Source organism: uncultured Psychrobacter sp., from assembly GCF_947488565.1.
In the GTDB taxonomy this organism is placed as follows: domain Bacteria; phylum Pseudomonadota; class Gammaproteobacteria; order Pseudomonadales; family Moraxellaceae; genus Psychrobacter; species Psychrobacter saeujeotis.
Genome location: NZ_CANKZC010000005.1, coordinates 90,244 through 113,509 on the forward strand (window position 1 = coordinate 90,244; position 23,266 = coordinate 113,509).

Sequence of the window (23,266 nt, forward strand, 5' to 3'; positions counted from 1 at the left end):
CCTTATGAGTAACTTAAAACCAGATAGTGTTATTGCTTGTCTAGATTGTCCTGACCATGTGCAAGCCGTGTTGGATGCTAGTATGTGGGCATCAAAGCGTATGCAAACGCCCGTCGGTCTGTTACATGCAGTTCCAAGCGTACAGCAAAAGGCGGCTATCAATTATTCAGGCTGCTTAAATATCGACGATGAAAATCTTTTACTTGATCAATTTACAAGCCATGAGCATCTGAGCAACTCAGAGCTTAAAGCGCAAGGCAAGCTTTTGCTACATCAAGCAGCGGCTTATTGTGAGCAAAATTTGCATAAACATAAAGTCTATACGCTGCATCGACACGAAACCCTAGGCAATAGTATCGATTACGTTGATGAAAAATCACAATTGATAGTCATTGGCCATCATGTTACCTGTAAATCTACCTTGAGTCAGTTGATACGGTTGAGCCACTGCCCCACTTTGGTGACTCATGCACCATTTTCGCCCCCTACTACTGCTTTATTTGCGTTTGATAATCGCGCCACTTCCCATAAAATGCTTGATTGGCTATGTAAAACACCGCTGGTTCGGGCATTAACCATTCATATTGTGATGGTTGGTAAAGACACCTCCGAAAACTGCGATGCACTGCGTGAAGCTTATGCTCGTCTCAAGCAAGCCGGTATCAATTGTAAAAAAACTTTATTGAACTGCCGTGATGTTTGTGCTGCTTTGAACTATTATCAAAGCGAGCATAATATTGGCCTGCTGATGACTGGTGCTTTTGGACAATCGCGGCTACGTGAGCTACTCAAAGGGAGCGAAACTGAGAAGTTATTGGGCACTACTAAGACGCCTTATTTACTTTTTCCTAAAGCTTAAGCTTCTTTATATCTGCTGTTACCACACCTAATTTATCATTAGTATAGATGCTAGTTGCGTAGCGCTTAACGTAGGCAGCATCTTACTGACAAGCCAATCTACTGTCTGGCTATCGGACAATTAGACCACAAATCCTGCCCTGGTTTTATCTCTATACGCTATTATCTACTGACTTCTACAGTCTCTCATTATCTGCACCGCTAAGTTAGCTGTCTTTATCTTAATTCTGTTTTGACATCTAGACTCCACTCTTTGTAATATTTTCGCAAATCATCACAGGATACCCTCCCCGTAGGGTATCAAAGTTGGTTATAATAAAGTTCTTGTTGCACCTAACGTCACAGGCAACTCTGCTGTATTTATCCTAAAATTACTAAGTAATTATCAGGACTATCTCGTTTTTATTGCACCATATACGATGAGAATTTAAAGCTTTTGTCCGTTATACTGGCGGTCATTTTTAAGGTAAATAAGTCCAAACGTTCCTCCCCCTTGAGTACGTCTGGCACATTTTTTGAATGACTTATCACAAGCATGGCAAAGCTATGATGCATTAAAAGTATGCAACGGCCTGCGACATCATTCATATAAGGAAATTTTTTATGAAGTTAATCACTGCGATTTTAAAACCATTTAAGCTTGATGACGTGCGTGAAGCACTGTCTGATATTGGCGTCAAAGGCGTTACTGTCACCGAAGTTAAAGGGTTTGGTCGTCAAAAAGGACATACTGAACTGTACCGCGGTGCAGAGTACGTAGTGGACTTTTTACCGAAAGTAAAAGTCGAGGTCGCGGTTATCGATGAGATGGTTGAGCCAGCTATTGAGGCTATCACACGTATCGCCAGCACTGGCAAAATCGGTGATGGCAAAATATTTGTGACAGCACTCGAACAAGTTATTCGAATTCGTACCAGCGAAACCGGGCCAGATGCGATTTAACTTTTATAGTTAAACCATAAATAAGCAGTTTTGCACACGATTGGTGCAAGTGTCGTTTTAATAAACATCATGTCATGAGGATAGCTACTTTGTAATGTACGTCTAAAAGCAAACCAATCTACCGCATTGTCAATTCAAGGGGGAATTAAGATGCAAAGTCAGATTTTTGAGCTGCAATACGCACTCGACACGTTTTATTTTTTGGTATGTGGCGCACTGGTCATGTGGATGGCCGCAGGCTTTACTATGTTGGAAGCTGGACTGGTTCGATCCAAAAATACTGTCGAAATTTTAACCAAGAATATCACTCTTTTTGCAACCGCTTGCACTATGTACATGATATGTGGCTATGCCATTATGTATGGTGGCGACTGGTTTTTAAGTGGTATTGCAAGTGATGAGACTTTAGTAAAAGACGCTTTAACAACCTCAGCCGAAAACGGCTTTGAAGGTGATTCTGTCTACTCTGCAGCATCTGACTTTTTCTTCCAAGTTGTTTTTGTGGCCACTTGTATGTCGATTGTCTCAGGCGCTGTCGCTGAGCGCATGAAACTCTGGGCTTTTTTAATATTTGCAGTAGTAATGACAGGTTTTATTTACCCATTAGAAGGTAGCTGGACATGGGGTGGCAACGATGTCTTTGGACTATTTAGCTTAACTGCTATGGGTTTTTCCGACTTTGCAGGCTCTGGTATCGTTCATATGGCAGGGGCTGCAGCGGCATTATCCGGTGTATTGTTTTTGGGCGCACGTAAAGGCAAATATGGACCCAACGGTGAGATACGAGCGATTCCTGGTGCCAATCTGCCATTAGCAGCACTGGGTACATTGATACTATGGATGGGCTGGTTTGGTTTTAACGGTGGTTCAGTATTGAAACTGGGCGATATCGCTAGTGCTAACGCAGTCGCCATGGTGTTTTTGAATACCAATGCGGCGGCGGCAGGCGGCGCAATTGGCGCTTTATTACTGGCACGTCTCATCTTTGGTAAAGCAGATCTGACCATGCTCTTAAATGGTGCATTGGCAGGTCTAGTAGCCATTACTGCAGAACCCTCTACCCCCTCTGCATTGCAAGCGACACTCTTCGGCCTTATTGCAGGAGCAATTGTCGTATTATCTATTCTTGCTTTAGATAAAATAAAAATCGATGATCCTGTCGGTGCTATCTCTGTCCATGGTGTTGTTGGTCTGTTCGGTCTACTAATCGTCCCTATTACAAATCCTGTTGCTAGCTTGCTGGGGCAGATAGCGGGCGCTGCGACTATATTCATCTGGGTGTTCGTTGCCAGCTCCATTGTATGGGCAATTATTAGAGCCACTATCGGTCTGCGCATCTCTGAAGAAGATGAATACGAAGGCGCTGATATCGCAGAATGCGGTATGGAGGCTTACCCTGAATTTACTAACTAATGGTACTCAACAGCAAGCTTGTTTGAGTAAAATAAAAATTTACTAAAAATAAACCCGCATGGCCTATTGGCGATGCGGGTTGTATTATTTTTTGTACCATACAATCATATGGCAGATATCAAACAGGTGTATAGATACAGATATTACTTATTTCTTCTTCCAAGTTTGACTACGTGAAAATGGTCCCAGGTAGCCTTTTAAATTAAGCGTGTTGCCTTCCAAACTGGCAGTCATACGGTAGGTTTTGTTTTTCGCAGGATCAGTGATAGTACCACCACTATACTTACCGCCGCCATCCGCTTTTAAGTCGGAGATAATAGTCATACCGACGTGCTTTTTGCCTTTTTCTGATACGGTACTAATAAGCTTACCAGTTAAGACACCGTTTGACTCAGTGATTTTAACCACACCTTTCGGTTTGCCATCGTCAAAGGTCTGCCAAGTAGTATTGGCCAGTGGATCGGCTGCCATTGCCATGGTGGCCATGCTAATACCAGCAGCTGCTAACACAGATTTTGTAAATAGTTTCATAGATCGACTCCATTCGTATGATGATTCAAAAACAACGTTTTATGTGCTTATCCTAGGTCATTGGTTGTTTATTGCGCTTTATTAGTCCATCAGGCAACACAATCAACTCCAATAACCCCTTCTGCACTCATTATAGACAAAATCCGAACTTTGCCTAGTAGTTTTTTATAGATAATTGTTTCTATAAAATCAAAACTATATCAAATAGTTACATGAAAGGATTGTCTATATCATTGTCTGGCTGGTCATTTTCTTGTTTTGACGAAAGCGTTTTTTTATTATTTTGATCGGAATTTTCGAAAGCTTGCAATACTTTAGTCGTCAACTCGTGCAACTGTTTCGCTTGCTCATAGCCTGCCTCATCAAACAATAAATCAAGATCACCATAAATGATAACTTTGTCTTCTTGGTTTTCTACGATCAGCTCACCAATTTGCATGCTTTGATGATTGTTTGCGAATGGATCAATCATTTTACTCTCCATGGTTGGGTAACATTGGACATTACCTATAGATAAATAATGGACATTATTTAAGCTGACTTTGATTTATGCTTGCAGCTGTGCGACCAACCATTCAAGAATTGCCCATACAAACAGCAGCCAAGTAGGCTCATCATTTGATGCATCGCTCGGTATATCTGTACTTTCGCCAGCCTTTAGTGGCAACTCTAAAGCTTGCGTTTTGGTTTGAATATCAAGCGCTGGTAAAACATCGATGCCCGTCTTGGCTGTTAACTCATCAACGCTGATGATCTCTATACGCTCGGATTCATCGTTGGGAGCATAATATACACCTGCCTGATCGGTTGCTGGAATATAGACAGCTTTAAAAAAATGACTGGGTACCAATACTCGTCCAGCGAGCTGTTTGGTTTTTTTATTGGTAAATGCAACTCCTGTGACCGTATAAACCTCACCGTACTGCTGCGTTAGATAACGCGTAGCAGATTCAATATTACGCCAAATATATCGGTTATTGCGTGGTGACTGCGGTGCAATATTGGCCAAACTAAAGCTGTCGTATTGCTGGCTGCGTGTGGCCATATCGGCATTGGGTGCCAAATGGCCGCGATCGTAACCAGAACCTGAATAATCTGACAGTGAAGCACGCGCTGACTTCGGCACTCGGCTTTCTTCATGAAAACTGTCTTCGCGGTCGATGTCTTTGGCTTGCTGCAAGCGCTTGCGAGTCAAATGTTCTGCTGACCAAAGTGGTGTACGTGACACCCCTGAATACATGACGGCAAAACCGTCCATACAAAGTGGCTGAGTCTTAGCGCTAAGCTTATTATTAGTAAACTCAGGGTAGATACCGCCGTAAAAAGACTGGTTACATTGAGTGAATTCAGCTGCTTGCGCCGATGATAATCCTACTACGATGACCAATATTGCCATCATTGTGCTGTCTTTTAAAATGTCTTTATATTTACCAAAACTTATCATGCAGCTTTCAACCGTCTATGCTCACTATTACGTATACGCTATCCTAGCAGGGGTGTAGCAATAAAGAAAGATAAGGCGTAAGTGGTGACATTTTAAATGTTATCCGCTATACTAAGCCGTCTAAAAACGGTGAAGTGGGTGAGTGGCTGAAACCGCACGCCTGGAAAGTGTGTATACGTTCATAGCGTATCGAGGGTTCGAATCCCTCCTTCACCGCCAATCTTATAAAAACCCTGTTTTCCCATCTTGTCCTAAACACCCCCATACACCTCTGTAACCCTTTATAAATAACGCGTTTAGCGTTTTTTTTATGTCTAACGTTTTCCCAGTCCATCCGAACATAACCCACCCATCCCGTGACTTGTGTTGGTCTATCTGTTGGTCTATGATTTCATTAGACCTCAAAAAGACCAACATTTAGGCTTTATAATTCAGCTTTAGACCAACGTTTTAGTTGTAACGCTTGAATTACAAGGCTTGGAAGCACAGGGAATAGACCAACATGTTAAGCGACAGTAAGATCCGCAAGCTCAAACCCAGTGAAAAATGTACGCCGGCGCGTCCTGACAAATACAGTGACCATCAAGGGCTACAGCTCTTGGTACGCAGTACAGGCACAAAGACATGGATAAGCGCCTATCGTTTCGATGGCAAGCAGACACGGCTCACACTTGGTACTTACCCCATTATGTCACTCGCGGAAGCCAGACAAGCCAATACTGAGATCAAAGCGCTGCTCGCTGATAGTATAGATCCAAAAAATAAAAAGCGTCAAGACAAGCTTGCTAATATCCACGCGCAAAAATTTAATGACTACGCCTTAGATTGGCTCGCTGAGCGCAAGCGTAACGTCAAGCTGCGTACCTATCAGCAAGACTATAACCGTATGCATAAAGACGTGTTGCCCCACTTTGAAGGCATTGCACTAAAAGATGTGAGCTTTGAGGATTGTCGATCAATGGCAAATGAGATCGAAAAGCGTGTGAACAAAGACGGTGAGCCGCCACGCGAGGTAACCAGACGCACTATCGATCTGGTGGCTAATGTCTTAAGACGTGCCAAACGCGAACGCATCATCAACCAAAACCCAATCGATGATTTAAAGGAGCTCTACCCCAAAGCAAAAAGCCAGCACATGAAGCACGTAGATATCCATGAGCTGCCTGCCCTACTCCAAGCTATTGAGAGCTATCATGGTCATGATCAAACCCGCTTAGGTATGAAGTTTTTAGCTTATTCATTTTGCCGCACCATTGAGCTTCGTATGATGAAATGGGCGCATATCGACTTTGCTAATCGTTTGTGGCGTGTTGATATCGACAATCTCAAAATTGCGCGTAAGCACGTCGTTCCCTTATCTGATCAAATGCTCGCAGTGCTAGAAGAAATGAAAGGTATCACAGGGCAGTATGAGTACGTGTTTTATCATACAGGCATGCATCAACCCTATAGTGAAGAGTTTATTAATAACGCGCTAGATATTTTAGGCTACGCAGGCAAGCAAACAGGTCACGGTTTTCGTCACATCGCCTCAACCAACCTAAACGAGCTTGGCTACATGGGCGATGCCATTGAAAAACAAATGGCACATGATAAAAAAAGCAGTATTCGCGCAGTTTACAACCACGCGCAGCACTTAGAAGAGCGTCGTAAAATTATGCAGGTCTGGGCAGATTTTTTAGATTTACTTAGAGATAAAGGCGAGGTTGTAGACTTTCAGACAGCGCGGCAGCAGATTGAGCAGTCATTGGCAAGTAAGCAACCTGACTCATTACAAAATGCTGATAAGCAAACCTTGATTAAAGCATTGTTAAATCAAGGACTCACAGTAGATGATTTACAAGGTTATATTTATAAGTAGTAGTATAAATCCTTACCATCTACATCTACATATTCCATTTCGTAAGATCTATTGATCAATATATCGAGCATGGCTGTCTCTGACAGCCCTTTTACTTGCGCCATCTTCTCTAGCCTATTCTTTGTATTCTTTGTCAATGGCAGATGGTAAGGCTTTTTCGTTTTTCCAGCATCTCGGTATTTTTGCTGACTCCAAGCTCTTTTCATTTTATCAACAAATAGTGTTCTTTCAGGGGAGGGTACATATTTTTCGATACTCATTAAACTTGAACTATATTCGAATAGGTCTAACGAAGTTAAGACTATATTCCTAACTAACGAAAAGTTCTCTTGATCAATACCAATACCTAAATATAGGTTTGACTCTTGCAAGTAATTCTTTGTCCATTGTATTTGATGTTCGTCTCCAACTTTTAACCATTTTGAGTAGTTATCTGAATTCATTATTTGATCATATATCGATTTAACTTTTTCTAGTACTTTCACTTTTTCATCTAAAGTTAGAACCTGTTTACCGTTAAATTGCTGAGTTCGAGTTTGAGGTTGTATTGATTGAGGTTGAATATGCTGCGAAGAATAGGCCATTGAATCAAAATATGATTGAATGTGATTAAGTATAGTATTTCCATACAAATCTATTTGACCTTCATAGCCAGGAATTTCTTTAAGTATAGAGAGACAGGTAAACTGTGTTCTAGCATTGGTGTCAAGCCATTCTAAATTTTCATCCGGTAGCAGTACTAATCTTACGTATAACAGATTTTCTTCTACCATTTCCAATACATTCTCTTCCGTATATAAAGAATATATCAGCCCTTCTTTGATATTTACTATCTGGATATGGCTAAGTCTACCTTCTAGACGGGGATTTAATAGATTACGAAGTAGCACAGCTTCTCTATCAGAAATTTTACCTATTATCTTCTCTAAGAACCTTCTTTTTTCGAAAGCTTCTCTATCTTTAGGATTAGAAAAAGTTATTGCCATAATAAAACTACCTTTGAATCAGCAAATATCACTCGTGATATTTATATAATATTTACGTTTAATATAGCAGTTATTTTTAAGTTATTCGCAAATTATTCCTGAGTTATTTGTACATATATGCTAAGCATATGAATACCGTAAAATATAGCATACAGCCTACCAATGCTATCTTTTAAAACAAAAATATCAAAAATTAATTTCCTTACTCCACTTCATCCCAAGAAAATAGAATTTTATTTTCAAATACGTAACTCCCCAACTGACAAAACACCGTCCAAGCAGGTATCTCATGAATCCTCTATCACGCAGTAGCGGCTTCCTTCACAAACCACAAATCCGGTAAATAATATTATTAATAACACTACCGTTATTCTCGAGTTGTTTGGCGTCACCAAACAACGTCAGTAAGAAAATATCTGGTTGCCTTAGTTTATGAACCCATAACCTTAAGGCAATGCAAAATGAAGAACATACTTTTAGGGCACGACTACGTTGTTGCCAAAGTTGATAAACTTGTAAACGATATATTCGATCCTAAACTCTCAATTAGTATTCAGCAAATAGTTGAGCATCTGAATACTTACTACCAACTAATGACATCTCACTTTGATGACGAATTGGTTTATGCCAATTCGATCAAATGGTTTATAGGCAGCTGCTATCTTGTTTGTGGTCATTGCTATCCCAATGAGATTATTTGGAATGAGGCGATGGCAGAGAGTTTCTTGAATGCGCTAAGTTTTTATCAGTACGAGTATGCCACTGATAAGGCAGATTTTGCTTTTCAAGAAGAGCGCAATAGCCAATCACTTATGGAGTATATGAATTATTACTTAGAGAAATACGCACGTGTACTCATCGTAAGAGTAGATCTTAAATTGAAAGTAGAGTTTGCACACCTTGTTAACGCTGAAACTTTTCAGGGTTTTATGAAGCAGCTTATGAGGGTTATTCAAAGAGATAAGGAAATAGAGAAAAAGAGAAAAGCTAATAGTAGTATGAATAGCGACAAAGGCTGCTTTGAAGATCTAAGGGGTTATGCTTGGGCTATAGAGCAAGGTGTTGAGACTGGTGGCTTACACTGTCACTTGGTTTTGATTTATAACGGTGACAAGCGTCAGAAAGACTGGTTCTTAGGAGAAGCTGTCAGTAAGAGATGGTTTGAGATTACAGAGGGTATAAGCCATCATTTTAACTGTAATACCACTGAGTATAAACAAGAACAACAACGTAGAGGTAAGCTCGGTATCGGGATGATTTATAGAGACAAGCCTTTAGAGGTGAATAACGCCATTAATGCAGCGCTATATCTAACTCGCCCCAACAAGTATGAGCAACGCCTTAAATCTTGGCCACTTAACATGCGTAGCTTTGGTCGAGGGGCTCTACCTAATAGCTAGGTAGTGCGTAATATAGATGATAACAAAATAATTTCAAATACATACTATTTTAATGAGATGGCGCATTGGTAGTTAGTAAAGCGCCTAATCCAATCAACATTTAATCAATAAAGGTCTGCCTCGTGCAGGCCTTTTTTATGCCCAAAATAAAAGGAGTGTTTATGAAAACCATCTGTCCATGTTGTCAGTCAACTGCGGTCTATGAGATGACTGATGGCATCAGTATCAATTTGATCGACCAGCTGTTGTCTCCTACGGTTCTAGTCAGCCTTGGCGTTAGTCTGTGTAAGACGCTTAAGGTTCATCCTGCTATAGGCGTGGTTGTAGGTACGACAGTCGCAGTACTGATTGAGATGACTCAGTCTCATCAAGCGCCACCGATGCTAGTCAATCAGCAATATCGCTGTGATGAGTGCTCCCATGTATTCACCTCACTTCATTAACTCTCAACTCAACTCTCTAACTTATTCAGTTATAAACTATCAATAAAAAGGAAATATTATCATGGCACATTTAATCGAAAACATGGCTTATGTTGGCGATACCCCTTGGCACGGCTTAGGTAGCCAGTTGCCAAAGAATCAACCTATTGAAGTCTGGGCTCGTGAGGCTGGTATGGATTGGCGTATCGAGTCCTCCGAGGTCAGCTACATGGCAAGCAATGAAAAAGGGCAAAGCCTGATCATGCCCTTTGATAGCAATAAGGTGTTATATCGCTCAGATACGCTTGAGCCGTTATCGGTAGTCAGTCAGCGCTACCAAGAAGTACAACCGCGTGAAATTCTAGAGTTCTATCGTGACTTAACCGAGCACTCACACTTTGAGCTTGAGACCGCTGGCGTTTTAAAGGGTGGTCGTAAGATGTGGGCTCTTGCTCGTACAGGTCAGTCCATGACCCTAAAGGGCGGTGATGTTAGTAATGGCTACCTTTTACTGGCTACCGCTTGTGATGGGACGTTAGCAACGACAGCGCAGTTCACCAATATCCGTGTGGTGTGTAATAACACCTTAGCGGTCAGCCTTGCTGACGGTAGTGGCGGTGTGGTGAAAGTACCTCATAGTACCTCGTTTGATGCCGATCGCGTCAAGCAGCAGTTAGGCGTATCGGTTAAGCAGTGGAACGAGCACATGTATGAGATGAAGCAGTTGTCTGAGCGCCGTGTCACTCAGGCAGAAGCGGCAAACTATCTTAATCGAGTCTTCAACGATCAAGATAACGACATCATCTTGTTTAACAGCGCTAAAAAGGAAAAAGACGCCGTACCGAATGCTCGCGCCATGAATCAGGTGATGAGTATGTTTAACGGCCAAGGTCGCGGGGCGGATTTAGACTCAGCGCGTGATACCGCTTATGGCCTCTTGTCTGCTATGACAGAGTATGTGGATCATGAGCGTAGAGCGATGTCTACCGATCACAGACTAGACTCTGCTTGGTTCGGCGCAGGCGCTAAGCTTAAAGACAAAAGCCTAGAGGAAGCCTTTAGCCTCATTGCCTAAATTTAGTAGCACACTCAACAATTAAACCACACCTAAGCGCGTGGTTTTTTTATGCCTATTATTTGATTTCAATCAATTTATCGAAGGAGTTCACTATGAACATGATCGCATTAAACACCAGCACGCCAGTAAGACGCACTAAGCGTTTAAGCGCTAAGATAAAAGCGCCTGTAACTGACAAAGCTAAAGATAAGAATAAGCGGATCGATCAATCTGTTACTGAGTCTCATATACCGATGACCCCTAAGCGCCTGGTCAGTACTAAAAACTTAAGCCATGACGAGTGGCTTGAGGTTCGCCGTCAAGGGGTTGGCAGTAGTGATGCGGCTGCTGCTTGCGGTATTCATCCTTACTTGTCGATGCTAGAGCTATGGCTGATTAAGACGGGACGTACAACCTCAGACTTAGATGAGAGCATCGACGGCTATGCGCCACTGTATTGGGGTAACACCTTAGAGCCTATTGTAGCTAAATACTACCAAGAAAAGACAGGCAATAAGGTACGGCGCGTAAACGCTATCTTGCAACACCCTGAGCCCGATAAAGCCTTTATGCTTGCCAATCTTGACTATGCAGTGACAGGTAGCGAGGAAGTGCAAGTACTTGAATGCAAAACCGCTGGTGAGCATGGCGCGAAATTATGGCGAGATGGCGTACCGTTATACGTGACTTGCCAAGTACAACATCAGCTAGCGGTTACTGGTAAACAAGCCGCTCATATCTGTGTATTGCTATGCGGACACGAGGCCAAGATCTATAAGGTTGAGCGTGATGAGCGCTTAATTGAATCGATCATCGAGCAAGAGCGTCTGTTCTGGCAGTACGTAGAGACTGATACACCACCAAACCCTGATCATAGCGAGTCAGCAGCCAAAGCGTTAAAGCTACTTTATCCAACGCCTAAGCCGTCAAGCAAGGTTGATCTACGGGAGGATAAAGGCGCTAACAAGCTGTTCGATAAGCTGCTTGGCTATCGCGCGTCAATGGAAGATCTAGAGCAGCATCACGATCAAGTCAAACATCAGCTGCAAACGCTGATCAAAGACAATGAAGTTGCTGTATTCAATCAAGGCGCAATCTCGTGGAAGCGCTCTAAAGATAGTATTAGTCTTGATAGTAAAGCGGTGATCAAAGCGCATCCTGAGTTACTCACTCAGTTTAGTAAAACCAAGCAAGGCAGTCGCCGCTTTGTCATCTTAAGCGATTAGGTGCTTATGTCAAAAGCACACTATTTACTCATGCAATAAACCTACTAACTACAGCAAGCGCATAAACGCCCACCCTTACAGGTGGGTTTTTTATTTGCTCTACCCATTTTATTAAACACAAGGAATACCACTATGATTAAAGGTCTAACCATAACCCCGCCTGTACTCGGTCGTATCAGCATTGGACGTGTCATTGTCAAAGATGGAAAGCGTCTACCTGCTAAAGACGATCAATTCACCATTACCAGCCAAGTGCAAAACAAGGACGGCTGGATCAATCATCCGCTTGATGAAAAACTCCGTGCGCACAGTGAAGGTAAGCTTCGGCAAATACCCGTCCGCATGCTGTTTAATGATCCTGAGCTCAACCTACGAGCCGAGTACACGCTGTTCGATCGTCAAACAGGCAGACCGCTGTGTGTCGGTGACGGTGAGCTGTGCCAACGTCGAACCGATAACGGTGTGGAGCAAATGCCTTGTCCATCGCCTGATCGTTGCCCATTAGCGCAAGGTGGTGCCTGTAAACCTTACGGTCGTCTCTACGTTAATCTAAGTGAAGACGATGAGCTGGGTACGTTTATCTTTCGTACGACTGGCTTTAATAGTATTCGCACGCTTGCGGCAAGACTGCGCTACTTTGCCGCCGTGTCTAGTAACAAGCTGTCTTGCTTGCCGCTGCAACTAACCTTACGAGGGAAAAGCACCACCCAAAGCTATCGTACGCCCATCTACTTTGTGGATCTGACACTACGTGATGGGGTAACGCTTAAGGAGGCAGTATCAGATGCGCAAGCGATTAATCATGAACTAAGCGAACACGGCTTTGATCAAGCAGCATTAGAGGCCACAGCAAAGCAAGGCTACGTGAACTCTTGCTTTGAGATCGATAGTGAGGAGGCCTACGAGGTAGATGCGTTTGATAGTAGCGACGGTGATGATCAAAACGTCGAGGATCAAAAAGATAACTCACCAAAGCCGTTGCCTATGCATGATGTGACAAGCATAAAGCAAGCACTACAGCAAAGCGTAACAGCGGTGAGCTAAGTTAAAGCCATGGCATAAAAAGGAGCTGATTCGTTCAGCTCTTTTTTTATGCGTTCAATTCATGCAGGACTCTATAGGATGCCGTAAAAAAATATAGGACTCGGTAAGTATATGAGAGGACACGCTCTCATTCACTTATAAGGAGATAATTATGAAACAGTTAAACGCAAGCACTCAACAGAATACTTCAATACCAAACAAGCCTCTGATACCTCGCATGCTACCGCTTAAACAAGTCGTATACTATACAGGCCTTAGTAGCACAACAATTTACGACATGCTCGATAAAAGATCAGATCGTTATGATTCGACCTTCCCTGTTCAGGTCAAGCTATCAAAAGGTAGAGTGGCATGGGTTGAGAGCGAAGTCTCTCAGTGGATTGAGAATAAAATAATAGCCAGAACACAGTCACTATAAGCAATAAACCCCAGTTTGATAAATGAACTGGGGTTATATTTTGATATCAGTCATTATAACTGAACCAGTTATTCTGAATAAGTTATACCTTACATGCTACGCTGGCTGCTTTAGCTTCCTCATAAACACCATAAGCATCTAGCCCTAAAGCACTAACGTCATCAAGATATTTTTTTGTACCTTTTTCAAGTGGACCTTTCCAATCCGGATCATTGAGTGGGTCTGGAATATTAACTACTTCATCCCCTCTCTCAATCGCTGCTTGTATTTGTGTCGAGTAAGTTTCATCCCACATTGCCCCTACTTTTTTACTAAGCGCCATACCTGAATTGTCATCAACGACTTTTTTCAAGTCTTCTGGCAAACCTTCGTATTTATCTTTATTCATAGTTACCATTAAAGCAGAGCTATAAAATGGCATGTTAGTATGATACTTCGTCAGTTCATTAAGCTTAAAAGTTTCCATGGCTTCCCATGGAAAGCTTAAACCATCAACAACACCTCGCTGTAAGGAGGTATATATATCAGTAGCAGGTAACCCCACAGGTGAAGCGCCCATACTTTCAATGATATCCCCTGCCACTGCCGAAGGTCTACGTATGCGCATACCTTTCATATCTTCAGGAGTTTTTATTATTTTATCTGTACTATGTAAAGTCCCAGGCCCCGTAGCGAACATAAAAAGCAAATGTGAATCTTCGTACTCACTAGAGATAGTCCCATTTTCATAAAGGGTTTGTAACATACAGCCTGTTTGTGTTGACGAGTTAGATAATCCTGGAAGTTCTGCAATCTGGGATAGTGGGAATCGACCACTCGTATAACCTTGCACTTGAGAGCCAATATCAATCGTTCCTTTTACGGCAGACTCATAAGCTGTATCTGCTTTACTAATCGTTGCTGAAGGATATACTTCAACTTTAAGACGACCATTGGAGTCTGCTTCAATTTGCTTGGCCCATGGTTCAAAAATCTGTTCATTAATGTCAGATGTCGCTGGGTAAAAATGTGAAAAACGTAGAACAGTGGTATCTTGTGATGAGGCAACCTCACTACTCTTATCGGTTTCGCCAGAACATCCGATTAAGCTGATAGCTGCAAATGCAGTAATAGAAAATAAAGAGAAAAGTTTCACTATTAATTCCTTTTGATAGTGATTGCAAGTAGGAGATCATTTGACATAACGTATGGTATGAATCGTTTAAAAATAACAGTTATAGTGATACCAGTCAAATCATTTTACGTATGCCTGAATGTGTGTATAATCCGTAGATACTCAAGTTTTATTTTTAAAGGTCGCTAACACTTTCTGCTATTAAACTTAACGTTATCTAGTACGTTAAATGACAAAAATTAATATAAGATAAATTTCTGTTACTAGTACTTCGAACTTAGCGTTATTTTATATAAAAGACATCTACACAAGGAAGAACAAAATGACAGGGATTGAGTTTTATACCAATAGTCATATTATCAGTGAAGTTAACAGCATGCGTCAGAAGCTCGGTACATTAGCTAAACAGTATCGTGCGACGTCAGCTATTATCGTTACAGATACTGGAATCTCTAATCTAGGCTATGTCGAGATTGCTCAGCAATCTTTAGAAGAAGCTGGTATTAATGTTGTTGTATTCGATAGTGTCATTGCTGATCCACCTATTGAGATCGTCAATAATGCTATTAAAACTGCCAGAGACAGCAATTGTGATCTAGTTATCGGTTTAGGTGGCGGCAGTTCTATCGATACTGCAAAAATCGTCGCCTTACATCCTAACAGTTTTGAGTCTATAAATGATATTTTGGATCAAGATGTTAGTGAATTTGATAGACTGCCTTTATTTGCCATTCCCACTACTGCTGGTACTGGAGCAGAATCTACCTTTGTCTCTGTTATCACAGCGCAAGATGGCAGTAAAAAAGCCATTTACACTCCAAACATCTTGCCTGATGTTGCCATTTTAGATGCCACTCTGACACTTAAACTCCCACGTCATATTACCGCGGCAACCGCTTTGGATGCTATGGTTCACTGTGTTGAAGCATATACAAGTCGCACTAAGAAAAACCCTATTTCAGATGCATTAGCTGTTAAAGGACTACAGATGCTCTGGAGTAATTTTGAACAGGTTATGAATCAAGGCGATGATATCGAAGCTCGTTCTAATATGTTATTGGGCTCAACCTTGGCTGGTATTGCTTTCGTCAACTCATCAGTAGCAGCTGTTCATGGACTCTCCTACCCACTTAGTATTAACTTTCATGTACCGCATGGACATGCTAATGCACTTGTCATGTGTGGCGTCTTTTCATTTAATCTATCAACAGCCGCACCACTCTATGCAGAACTAGCTCATGCCGTTATGCCTAGTCAAACCGCTGGCCTAACAGACTTAGATGCAGCAAGCTTATTCATTGCTGAACTAAGAAAATTTTTGGAAACAAGCGGTCTCAAGTATCGCTTAAGTGAATTAAATATTACGAAACAGGATATTCCGGTTCTAGCTGATATCGTTACCAATACTTACGCTCGCCTTATTGCGACTAACCCAAAGGATATGTCATTAGAAGAGGTAACAAACATATATAAGGAGATACTCTAATAAAAGCTGTCATTATTTAAAACAGTTGTATTTATTTATCAAGGAAGATAACCACTACTCAAGGGAAATAATCATGTCAGAATATAAATTAGACGTTGTTGTTGATGGCTTTCATTATTTAGAAGGACCGCGCTGGTATAACGATGCTTTATGGTTTGTTGATTTTTATACACAAGGAGTTTATCGCGTTAATGAACAAGGTGTGGCAGAAAAGATCGTCCATATTGAACAGCAACCCTCTGGTTTAGGTTGGCTACCTGACGGGCGTATGCTGGTTGTGTCGATGAAAGATCGTAAAGTCTTACGCTTAGAAGACGATGGCGAATTAGTCGTTCATGCTGATATCTGGGAGCACTGCGATGGGCATGCCAACGATATGGTGGTTGCTCCTAATGGCAATGCTTATGTTGGTAATTTTGGTTTTGACTTGATGGGCGGTGCTGACCATAGCCATGCCGGTCTAGTGTTGGTCAAACCAGATGGAAGCTCGCAAGTTGTTGCAGAAGGTCTATCCTTCCCTAATGGTATGGTGATATCGGCCGACGAAAAAACATTAATCATCAACGAGTTGTTTGGCAATAAAATCACGCAATTTGATATCAAAGAAGATGGTAGCCTCGGAGAAAAGCGTGACTTTGCAAACTTTGGTGAATTGGGTGATGAGCCAAACCTCGGTGTGCGCATAGAAGGCGCAAGTATTTTACCAGATGGCCTTACCTTAGACGCTGAAGGTGCGGTTTGGATTGCAGACACGTTAAATCAACGCGCCGTCCGTATTGCAGAAGGTGGCGAAATTCTAGAAATTGTCGATACTGCCCCTGATGGTATTTTTGCTGTTGCCCTAGGTGGACAAGAGGGGAAAACACTCTTTATGTGTGCTGCACCTGACTGGGATGAAGCGTCTCGCAAGGTTGAAACCAAAGGTCGGATGTTATCTACACAAGTTAAAGTAGGTCATGCTGGTACGCCCTAGTTTTTATAGAGAAGAACATTCTTTCACAATCAATACTAAAACAGCCACTTAATGTGGTTTGTTTTTTAATCATATTCAGTCTTATTAATTGCGCTACTGAACCATCAACGTAGTCAGATGACCAAACCATTTAATTTATAAATTAGGCTCGTACGATTATTGACCTGATTTTTCTCGTACATATTTCTTAAATGCTTTTTTACAGTATTAACAGTAATGTACAATTGGTTGGCAATTTCCATATTAGAGTATCCTTTTATGACAAGCCGATAGACTTCCAACTCTCTAGCTGAAAGAACCACTTGAGTCTCTCTAGTCGAATTAACCAACACATTAACCTTTGTCTCCTCTTTTATCTGCATTGAGTTCTTTACTAAATGCTGCAAATGCGTGGATAGTGTTTGCAAGATTTTTTTGTCCTTTCGAGTAAAAAGCTTCTCTCCTTTAAATCTTACAAACCCAACACCTGCATAAATGGTAGTAGCCGTAGAAAGGTACATAACCATTTGGTCTATGATCTTATGGCGCTCTATAAACTGATGATAAGAGGATTTTGACAACTCCCTTGGGGTTGTCACCTCTCCGATTCTATATACCGAATCTCTGTTACTCCCTAAGTTGCGTAAGTGTTTTTTCGGATGCATCACATCATTTGCTCTATGAACTTCTTTATAGTCATACATCATTTGCTCGCTAAAATTATAGAAGTTTAAGCTATACATATTGCCCTCCTCATCTGCATACCAAAGTAATGAGCGATCAAATTGAAAGAGTTCAGAAAATAACGATTGAATATTTTTATAATCGGATAATGAGCCATTAATGAAGCTTAAAATATTTTGATAGTCTGTCGTCGTTAAATTCATAAGTCCTTTTCCTTCTTGTTTCAATCCTACGAACTTGTTCCTTATCAAAGCTACCTTCTATCAGTCTAAACTAAAAATTATCCTTTTGGATAATATACAGCAGTTTAATTATTTGGAATGATGAGACTTACATTCACGTTACAAACCACGAGACAAGGAAGTCAAATGAAGACAACAGGTTTTATTTATGATGAAAGCTACTTCTGGCACGATAACGGCTCAGGTGCACTACATTTAGCCTCTGGCGGTTACGTGCAAAGCCATACATACGGAGAAGATCCTGAAACGAAACGACGTTTTAAGAACTTGATGGATATCTGTGGCCTAACCTCTCAGTTAAAATCGATCGTGCCACACCGTGCTACGAGAGAAGATATTGAGCTATTCCATTTGCCAAGTTATATTGAGAAAGTAAAAGAGTTGAGCGATGCAAATGGTGGTGATGCAGGACAGATTGCTATTGTGGGCAGGGGTTCTTATGAAATTGCTCTTTTGTCTGCAGGTGGAGCAATGACCGCTGTAGATTCCGTTATGGATGGTGAAGTCAAAAATGTTTACGCATTGACAAGACCTCCTGGTCATCATGCTGAAGCACAAGAAGGTATGGGTTTCTGTTTATTCAATAACGTAGCTATTGCTGCAAAACATGCTAAGCGCAAGTACAACTTAGAGCGTATTCTAGTACTCGACTGGGACGTGCATCACGGAAATGGTACAGAACAAGCGTTTTATGAAGATGACAGCACTTTATTTATCTCTCTACATCAAGATCGCTTATTTCCTGCTGGTCGCGGATATGTTGAGCATACAGGAGAAGGTAAAGGCGAAGGCTATAACGTTAATATTCCATTGCCAGCTGGCACTGGTAACGCTGGGTACATGCATGCGTTTGAAAAGATTGTCGGTCCAATAGTTGATCAATTCAAACCAGAATTAATCATTGTATCTGCTGGACAAGATCCTAACTTCTTCGATCCGTTAGCACGAATGATGGTTACATCCGATGGGTTTGGACGCTTTGCAGACTTTATGAAAGGTCTAGCTGAAAAGCATTGTGACGGCCGTTTAGTCCTATGTCACGAAGGTGGCTATAGTGCAGCATATGTCCCTTTCTGTTCATTAGCCATCGTTGAGGCTATTAGTGGTATTAAAACCGATGTAGAAGATCCATTTATGGAAGGTTTTGGTGTTCCAGTTGAAACTCTATTCCCCCATGAAGAGCAAGCTGTTCAGGCAGTTATAGAGCAGCAGTCAAAATATTGGAAGTTCGCATAACTCAAATCTTAACGCCTTTTAGTCACAACGATTAGAAGGCGTTTTCTTATGAGTTGAGTATCAATCACTCATAATTCAAACGTAGTTTATCTTTGGAATATTGCATAACTAGTCAAAAACCCTACCCTCACTCATTTAAATACAACTTCGCTATCCTATCAAGCCTAGCTTTTATCTCTTTCCATTTCGGCATTAATTAATGGTAAGCGTCTTGATTAATATGATAGGGTAAGTACTGTAGAAGGATAGATACGGCTTCTAATTACATAGCAAAAATAGGCCACTTAAAAACTGGCCTATTTTCATAGAATAAATCTTTAAAATGAAAACAACAGGTTCTTTTAACTATTATTATATCCAGCTGACAGTAATTTAGTCTCAATGAGAAAATATTTATAGATTAGGTGACTATCTTGGACGCTCTATTTGACATAATAATTGCATTATTTTAGTAATTAGAGTGCACTAACTAATTGTAACGACACATATTGACGTGCCTAGACTCAAGGCTATTGATTGCCGTAAGTAACTGATCAATAATAAACCTCAACTATCTTTTCATTTATATACTTAATTTTGAGGTTGTACAGAATGATAAGTAATTTAAATTTGAGTCGTGGAAAACTAATATATCTAGGATTTGCTATTGCAATATTACTTATTATTCCATCAATTTTTTACGGTGTAGCTCTAAAATTAACTTTTTTTCTAACATTGATACCAGCATTTGGAGTCGGCTGGTTAACTCGAAATGATCCTAGCTGGTTAAAAATATCTATAGCCACATGGGCATTAATTTTTATATTTTTTGCTACAATCTTATTAGCCGAAGTTGCTAGATTCCTGTATTTTTTATTGACATTAACATTCATCTTGGCACAAGATTTAGTTTTTAAATCTGTACATTATATCAAAAATTATAATGATTGGTTTACGTTGTTTAGAGGAGCTTCTTTAAAAGATAGCATATTGTATTTGATTCCAATGGTTGCTTTATGCGTTGGAGCTTGGCTCTCATTTCCAGATAATGCTTATCAGAACATCCGAGAAATGCCGTTTAGTTTTAGTCTTATTGATGCATTCTCAGGAGGTGAACCTATACAGTATCTTTTCGACTTTACTAATGCAACCTACGATCTAGGTGTGAGTAATATAAGATCCCTTATGGAAAATCTATTGAAAGTAGCAGGGTTTTCAATACTACTACTTATACCAACAAGTTTATACAAGATATATGATCCACTGTAATAGTAGAAATTTGATAAAATAAATATACCATTAATATTGCTACATTTTTGATGTGCCATTGAATTATTATAGGTTGAAACTAATCTGTTATAAAATTAAAAGAATAGCGAAGAAGGATAAACATGGCTTTCAACTATGGTCAGTACTAAATAAAATCGATACGTTAATAGCTACGTGCTACTAGCATAAACTTTCTTCGCTTGCTGCACACTCCAGAAGTTTTGCAACTGTATTTAAAAAATACCAGCAGCACTGTATCGATTTTAAAGCGACTTGACTATACTTTATCGAATTAGATCATCTCATAAAAGTGGTTTATTTTAAAATATTAATATCTTTTGCTTATACAAGCTGTAACTATGTCACAAAAGCAGCTACCTTGTTGTAAACTTCTTCTTCGCTATATAAAACATCCATTTCAATATTATAGCCTTCTTTCTGTCTTAGATGCTTTAGAGTGTATAACGATTTTTCTATATGGCTATCGATGTCATCTATAACATCTTGCGTAATACGCTCATTGAGCGCTGGACGATATATAAATAACCCAGCTTTAGCTTCTTGGCCTGTTAACAGACATGCTTTTTGTATATTACTACAACCCAAATAATCTAAATTAAAACTTAGGGCGTTTTTTTCTAGGTAATCAGCTGACACTACAGTTGCAAATAAATAATCGTTTTCAAAAAGACTGTTTTCTTGCTGTGGTCGCCAAATAGGTAGATCTAAAGCAATCTCACTATTGTCAATGTTACTTTCTAGTAGGATATCTTCTTCCTGATAATACTCAGCTTTATTAATACTCTTTAAGCTTTGCTTTAATCCCTTACGTAGCTCTATTGTGTTAAGAACATGCACTGTTGGTTTTTTCTTTTCTTGAAAGTGATCCATATGCACATAATCACGATACAAAGAATTTAAGATCGAGTCTACAGATACTCCCTTGATAGGCATTAGTGGCGTATAGGTTAGCTGTGAAGAAGGTGGATAAGAATATCCTACTGTGTTTAGTGCTGTTGAGATAGACTGTAATAGCAGTCTTAGACCTTGAACAGCATTTTTTCCGTAGATACAAGCAAAGCCTTTCAAGCTTGAATGAGCCAGCTTAAACCGAATTTTTTCATCACCGTCTTCTATGAAACCAACACCTAAGTTAAATACTTCTTTAGCTACAATATCAGGTGTGAATTTGACGACGAAAAAGTGACCTTTGATAAAAGAAGCTACTGCATCTTTAGGTTGTAGTAAGCTTGTCCAATTCATAATGACAGCATCCCATAGCGTTCACTTAAAATACAAGTGATATTATGATCTCTACTTTGCAAAAATGCTAAGAATTTCTGCCATATTTCACGATCTTGATTACTTGATAAAGCATCCACCCAAAACTCACATTCAGCTATAATCTGCTTAATGGCTTTAAACTTCTTTAATGCTGTTTGTATAATGAGATTGCCTTTTTTGCTATCAGCCTGTATATCTTTAATCACTAGATCAGCCAAATAATTACTATAATTATTATTCTCAATGAGATCTGTTGACTTCCAGTTAGTGCCGCCCTCTATAGCAAGTTTGCCGTTGTCGATTAACCAAAAATCTTTTGCATTGGCGGTTAAAATGTTACGAGGTAGCCGATCTGTATTTGCCATGATCTCATCACAAATTAGCGCTTCTTTAAAGTGTGTCCATTTAATAAGCTCACGCTCTACCGCTTGTCTGCTATGACTGTACCTAAACGATAATGCTTTGGCATACATTCGCTGCGTAGCAAACATAGGAATAACGTCATTAGTCTCATAGCTTCTTTTAAGGCGATCGCTAAGACTACTCCATAAATGAGTAAGACTCTCTTTGGGCATTAATACTAAAAACGCTTGCTCAGGTTGCGGTACTTTGTATAATTCGCAAATCAAGTAGCCAATAATTTCATTAAGCAGACCTCGATCACCTGTAGCGGCATATGGATGATCATAAGCATACGCTTTAAAATAAACGGGTATGTCTTTATCCTCATGAAATACATTACCAGTGAATACATCACTTACAATGTCGTTTTTTTCAGCGGTGTCCACTCTTAGTATATCGAACGGTTGAATCGTTTTAATAACAATGTTATTCATGTTAGGTTATACCTATTAAGCATTATGCTAAAGTTTCATTTTGCTTATTCGTAGTCTGAAATACACTTACCGTCACCTTACACAATCAATATCTAGTCGCTAAGCCCAACTAAATACTTGCACCCCAACTAACCCGCCTTTATATGCGGTATCAGCTCGCCACTAGATAGCTCTATCAAGTAAGTCGTCACAAGGTACGGCTCTGCTGGAAATGTTAAAGCTTCAGGGATTAGTGGGCCATCTATGCCTATGCCATAGTTATTCATATTAGCAAAGGATTTTTCAGCAGCTGTTAGTGTATTCTCTACAATAATATGCATGTGTTGGTTAAAGGTGGCGACTTCCACAGCACCAGACATCGTGCCATGCTCAGAGCTAAGCTGATAGTTATCGGGTATCTTTACGACTTGTGCTGTGCGGTAGTCGGAACGCGCAAGCGTGGTTAAAACGGTGCTTATCTCTTGATCGGTGGCGTCTAACGCATAGGCTCTAAATAAGAAGCGCTGAACAATACCCGTCATCTGATCAACGATTGGCCAAATATTTGCTACCAGCTCCATAACGCTTTTCCTGATTGTAAGT

General features: G+C 40.4%; 23 protein-coding genes and 1 tRNA gene. 15 read left to right on the top strand and 9 right to left on the bottom strand.

Features of this window, described 5'->3' with window-relative positions:
* Positions 1-4 precede the first annotated feature (4 nt).
* The 3 genes from Q0890_RS11605 to Q0890_RS11615 all read left to right on the top strand — a co-directional run bounded on the left by Q0890_RS11605 (position 5) and on the right by Q0890_RS11615 (position 3,213).
* On the top strand, positions 5-859 hold the full coding sequence (locus Q0890_RS11605) for a universal stress protein (protein WP_299221081.1): 855 nt from the start codon (positions 5-7) through the stop codon (positions 857-859).
* 602 nt (positions 860-1,461) lie between these two features.
* Positions 1,462-1,800, top strand: coding sequence for a P-II family nitrogen regulator (locus tag Q0890_RS11610; RefSeq protein ID WP_058369633.1), 339 nt, complete (start codon positions 1,462-1,464; stop codon positions 1,798-1,800).
* Positions 1,801-1,950: 150 nt separating this feature from the next.
* The gene (locus Q0890_RS11615; RefSeq protein ID WP_299221082.1) at positions 1,951-3,213 is read left to right on the top strand and encodes an ammonium transporter; all 1,263 of its coding nucleotides are present in this window, start codon (positions 1,951-1,953) and stop codon (positions 3,211-3,213) included.
* A gap of 147 nt (positions 3,214-3,360) precedes the next feature.
* Here Q0890_RS11615 and Q0890_RS11620 read toward each other — a convergent pair whose 3' ends face one another.
* The 3 genes from Q0890_RS11620 to Q0890_RS11630 all read right to left on the bottom strand — a co-directional run bounded on the left by Q0890_RS11620 (position 3,361) and on the right by Q0890_RS11630 (position 5,188).
* Entirely contained in the window at positions 3,361-3,744 is a 384-nt protein-coding gene (locus tag Q0890_RS11620) for a DUF2147 domain-containing protein (RefSeq protein ID WP_299221084.1), read from the bottom strand.
* 208 nt (positions 3,745-3,952) lie between these two features.
* The gene (locus Q0890_RS11625; protein WP_299221086.1) at positions 3,953-4,216 is read right to left on the bottom strand and encodes a hypothetical protein; all 264 of its coding nucleotides are present in this window, start codon (positions 4,214-4,216) and stop codon (positions 3,953-3,955) included.
* Positions 4,217-4,291: 75 nt separating this feature from the next.
* Positions 4,292-5,188 (bottom strand): DNA/RNA non-specific endonuclease, encoded by an 897-nt coding sequence (locus tag Q0890_RS11630; RefSeq protein ID WP_299221088.1) that lies wholly within the window; start codon positions 5,186-5,188, stop codon positions 4,292-4,294.
* A gap of 128 nt (positions 5,189-5,316) precedes the next feature.
* On the opposite strand from Q0890_RS11630, the gene Q0890_RS11635 reads away from it, so the two are divergent.
* Both Q0890_RS11635 and Q0890_RS11640 read left to right on the top strand, forming a co-directional pair.
* Positions 5,317-5,407, top strand: a tRNA-Ser gene (locus Q0890_RS11635).
* A gap of 283 nt (positions 5,408-5,690) precedes the next feature.
* The gene (locus Q0890_RS11640) at positions 5,691-7,049 is read left to right on the top strand and encodes an integrase arm-type DNA-binding domain-containing protein (protein WP_299221090.1); all 1,359 of its coding nucleotides are present in this window, start codon (positions 5,691-5,693) and stop codon (positions 7,047-7,049) included.
* Here Q0890_RS11640 and Q0890_RS11645 read toward each other — a convergent pair.
* Positions 7,040-8,035: a hypothetical protein gene (locus Q0890_RS11645; protein WP_299221092.1), complete on the bottom strand. Its 996-nt coding sequence runs from the start codon at positions 8,033-8,035 to the stop codon at positions 7,040-7,042. The two genes, Q0890_RS11640 and Q0890_RS11645, sit on opposite strands and share 10 nt — an antisense overlap.
* Before the next feature lie 461 nt (positions 8,036-8,496).
* On the opposite strand from Q0890_RS11645, the gene Q0890_RS11650 reads away from it, so the two are divergent.
* From Q0890_RS11650 to Q0890_RS11675, 6 genes are all read left to right on the top strand, one after another.
* Complete coding sequence (locus Q0890_RS11650) at positions 8,497-9,435, top strand: inovirus-type Gp2 protein (RefSeq protein WP_299221094.1); 939 nt, start codon at positions 8,497-8,499, stop codon at positions 9,433-9,435.
* Between the two features lie 161 nt (positions 9,436-9,596).
* Positions 9,597-9,878, top strand: coding sequence for a hypothetical protein (locus Q0890_RS11655; protein WP_299221096.1), 282 nt, complete (start codon positions 9,597-9,599; stop codon positions 9,876-9,878).
* A 61-nt stretch (positions 9,879-9,939) separates the two neighbouring features.
* Entirely contained in the window at positions 9,940-10,932 is a 993-nt protein-coding gene (locus Q0890_RS11660) for a DUF932 domain-containing protein (RefSeq protein ID WP_299221098.1), read from the top strand.
* A 95-nt stretch (positions 10,933-11,027) separates the two neighbouring features.
* A complete protein-coding gene (locus Q0890_RS11665) occupies positions 11,028-12,140 on the top strand; it encodes a lambda-exonuclease family protein (RefSeq protein ID WP_299221101.1) in 1,113 nt (370 codons plus the stop codon).
* Between the two features lie 132 nt (positions 12,141-12,272).
* Entirely contained in the window at positions 12,273-13,184 is a 912-nt protein-coding gene (locus Q0890_RS11670) for a hydrolase or metal-binding protein (protein ID WP_299221104.1), read from the top strand.
* 151 nt (positions 13,185-13,335) lie between these two features.
* Positions 13,336-13,602 (top strand): AlpA family transcriptional regulator, encoded by a 267-nt coding sequence (locus Q0890_RS11675; RefSeq protein ID WP_299221106.1) that lies wholly within the window; start codon positions 13,336-13,338, stop codon positions 13,600-13,602.
* Between the two features lie 82 nt (positions 13,603-13,684).
* Here the strand turns inward: Q0890_RS11675 and Q0890_RS11680 are convergent, their stop codons facing one another.
* Positions 13,685-14,737: a TRAP transporter substrate-binding protein gene (locus Q0890_RS11680; protein ID WP_075103517.1), complete on the bottom strand. Its 1,053-nt coding sequence runs from the start codon at positions 14,735-14,737 to the stop codon at positions 13,685-13,687.
* 301 nt (positions 14,738-15,038) lie between these two features.
* Between Q0890_RS11680 and Q0890_RS11685 the strand changes: the two genes are divergently transcribed.
* Both Q0890_RS11685 and Q0890_RS11690 read left to right on the top strand, forming a co-directional pair.
* Positions 15,039-16,202 (top strand): iron-containing alcohol dehydrogenase, encoded by a 1,164-nt coding sequence (locus Q0890_RS11685; RefSeq protein ID WP_299221108.1) that lies wholly within the window; start codon positions 15,039-15,041, stop codon positions 16,200-16,202.
* 73 nt (positions 16,203-16,275) lie between these two features.
* Positions 16,276-17,175, top strand: coding sequence for an SMP-30/gluconolactonase/LRE family protein (locus Q0890_RS11690; protein WP_299221111.1), 900 nt, complete (start codon positions 16,276-16,278; stop codon positions 17,173-17,175).
* A 113-nt stretch (positions 17,176-17,288) separates the two neighbouring features.
* Here Q0890_RS11690 and Q0890_RS11695 read toward each other — a convergent pair whose 3' ends face one another.
* Positions 17,289-18,041 carry a LuxR C-terminal-related transcriptional regulator gene (locus Q0890_RS11695; RefSeq protein ID WP_299221114.1) on the bottom strand — a complete coding sequence of 251 codons (753 nt, stop codon included), beginning with the start codon at positions 18,039-18,041 and terminating at the stop codon, positions 17,289-17,291.
* Between the two features lie 165 nt (positions 18,042-18,206).
* Between Q0890_RS11695 and Q0890_RS11700 the strand changes: the two genes are divergently transcribed.
* Complete coding sequence (locus Q0890_RS11700; RefSeq protein WP_299221116.1) at positions 18,207-19,316, top strand: class II histone deacetylase; 1,110 nt, start codon at positions 18,207-18,209, stop codon at positions 19,314-19,316.
* Between the two features lie 591 nt (positions 19,317-19,907).
* Positions 19,908-20,564, top strand: coding sequence for a hypothetical protein (locus tag Q0890_RS11705; RefSeq protein ID WP_299221119.1), 657 nt, complete (start codon positions 19,908-19,910; stop codon positions 20,562-20,564).
* Positions 20,565-20,921: 357 nt separating this feature from the next.
* Here Q0890_RS11705 and Q0890_RS11710 read toward each other — a convergent pair whose 3' ends face one another.
* The 3 genes from Q0890_RS11710 to Q0890_RS11720 all read right to left on the bottom strand — a co-directional run bounded on the left by Q0890_RS11710 (position 20,922) and on the right by Q0890_RS11720 (position 23,244).
* Positions 20,922-21,827: a hypothetical protein gene (locus Q0890_RS11710; RefSeq protein WP_299221123.1), complete on the bottom strand. Its 906-nt coding sequence runs from the start codon at positions 21,825-21,827 to the stop codon at positions 20,922-20,924.
* Positions 21,824-22,684, bottom strand: coding sequence for a hypothetical protein (locus Q0890_RS11715; RefSeq protein ID WP_299221126.1), 861 nt, complete (start codon positions 22,682-22,684; stop codon positions 21,824-21,826). The genes Q0890_RS11710 and Q0890_RS11715 overlap by 4 nt, the downstream gene beginning before the upstream one ends.
* Positions 22,685-22,812: 128 nt before the next feature.
* Entirely contained in the window at positions 22,813-23,244 is a 432-nt protein-coding gene (locus tag Q0890_RS11720; RefSeq protein WP_299221129.1) for a hypothetical protein, read from the bottom strand.
* Between the last annotated feature and the right edge of the window lie 22 nt (positions 23,245-23,266).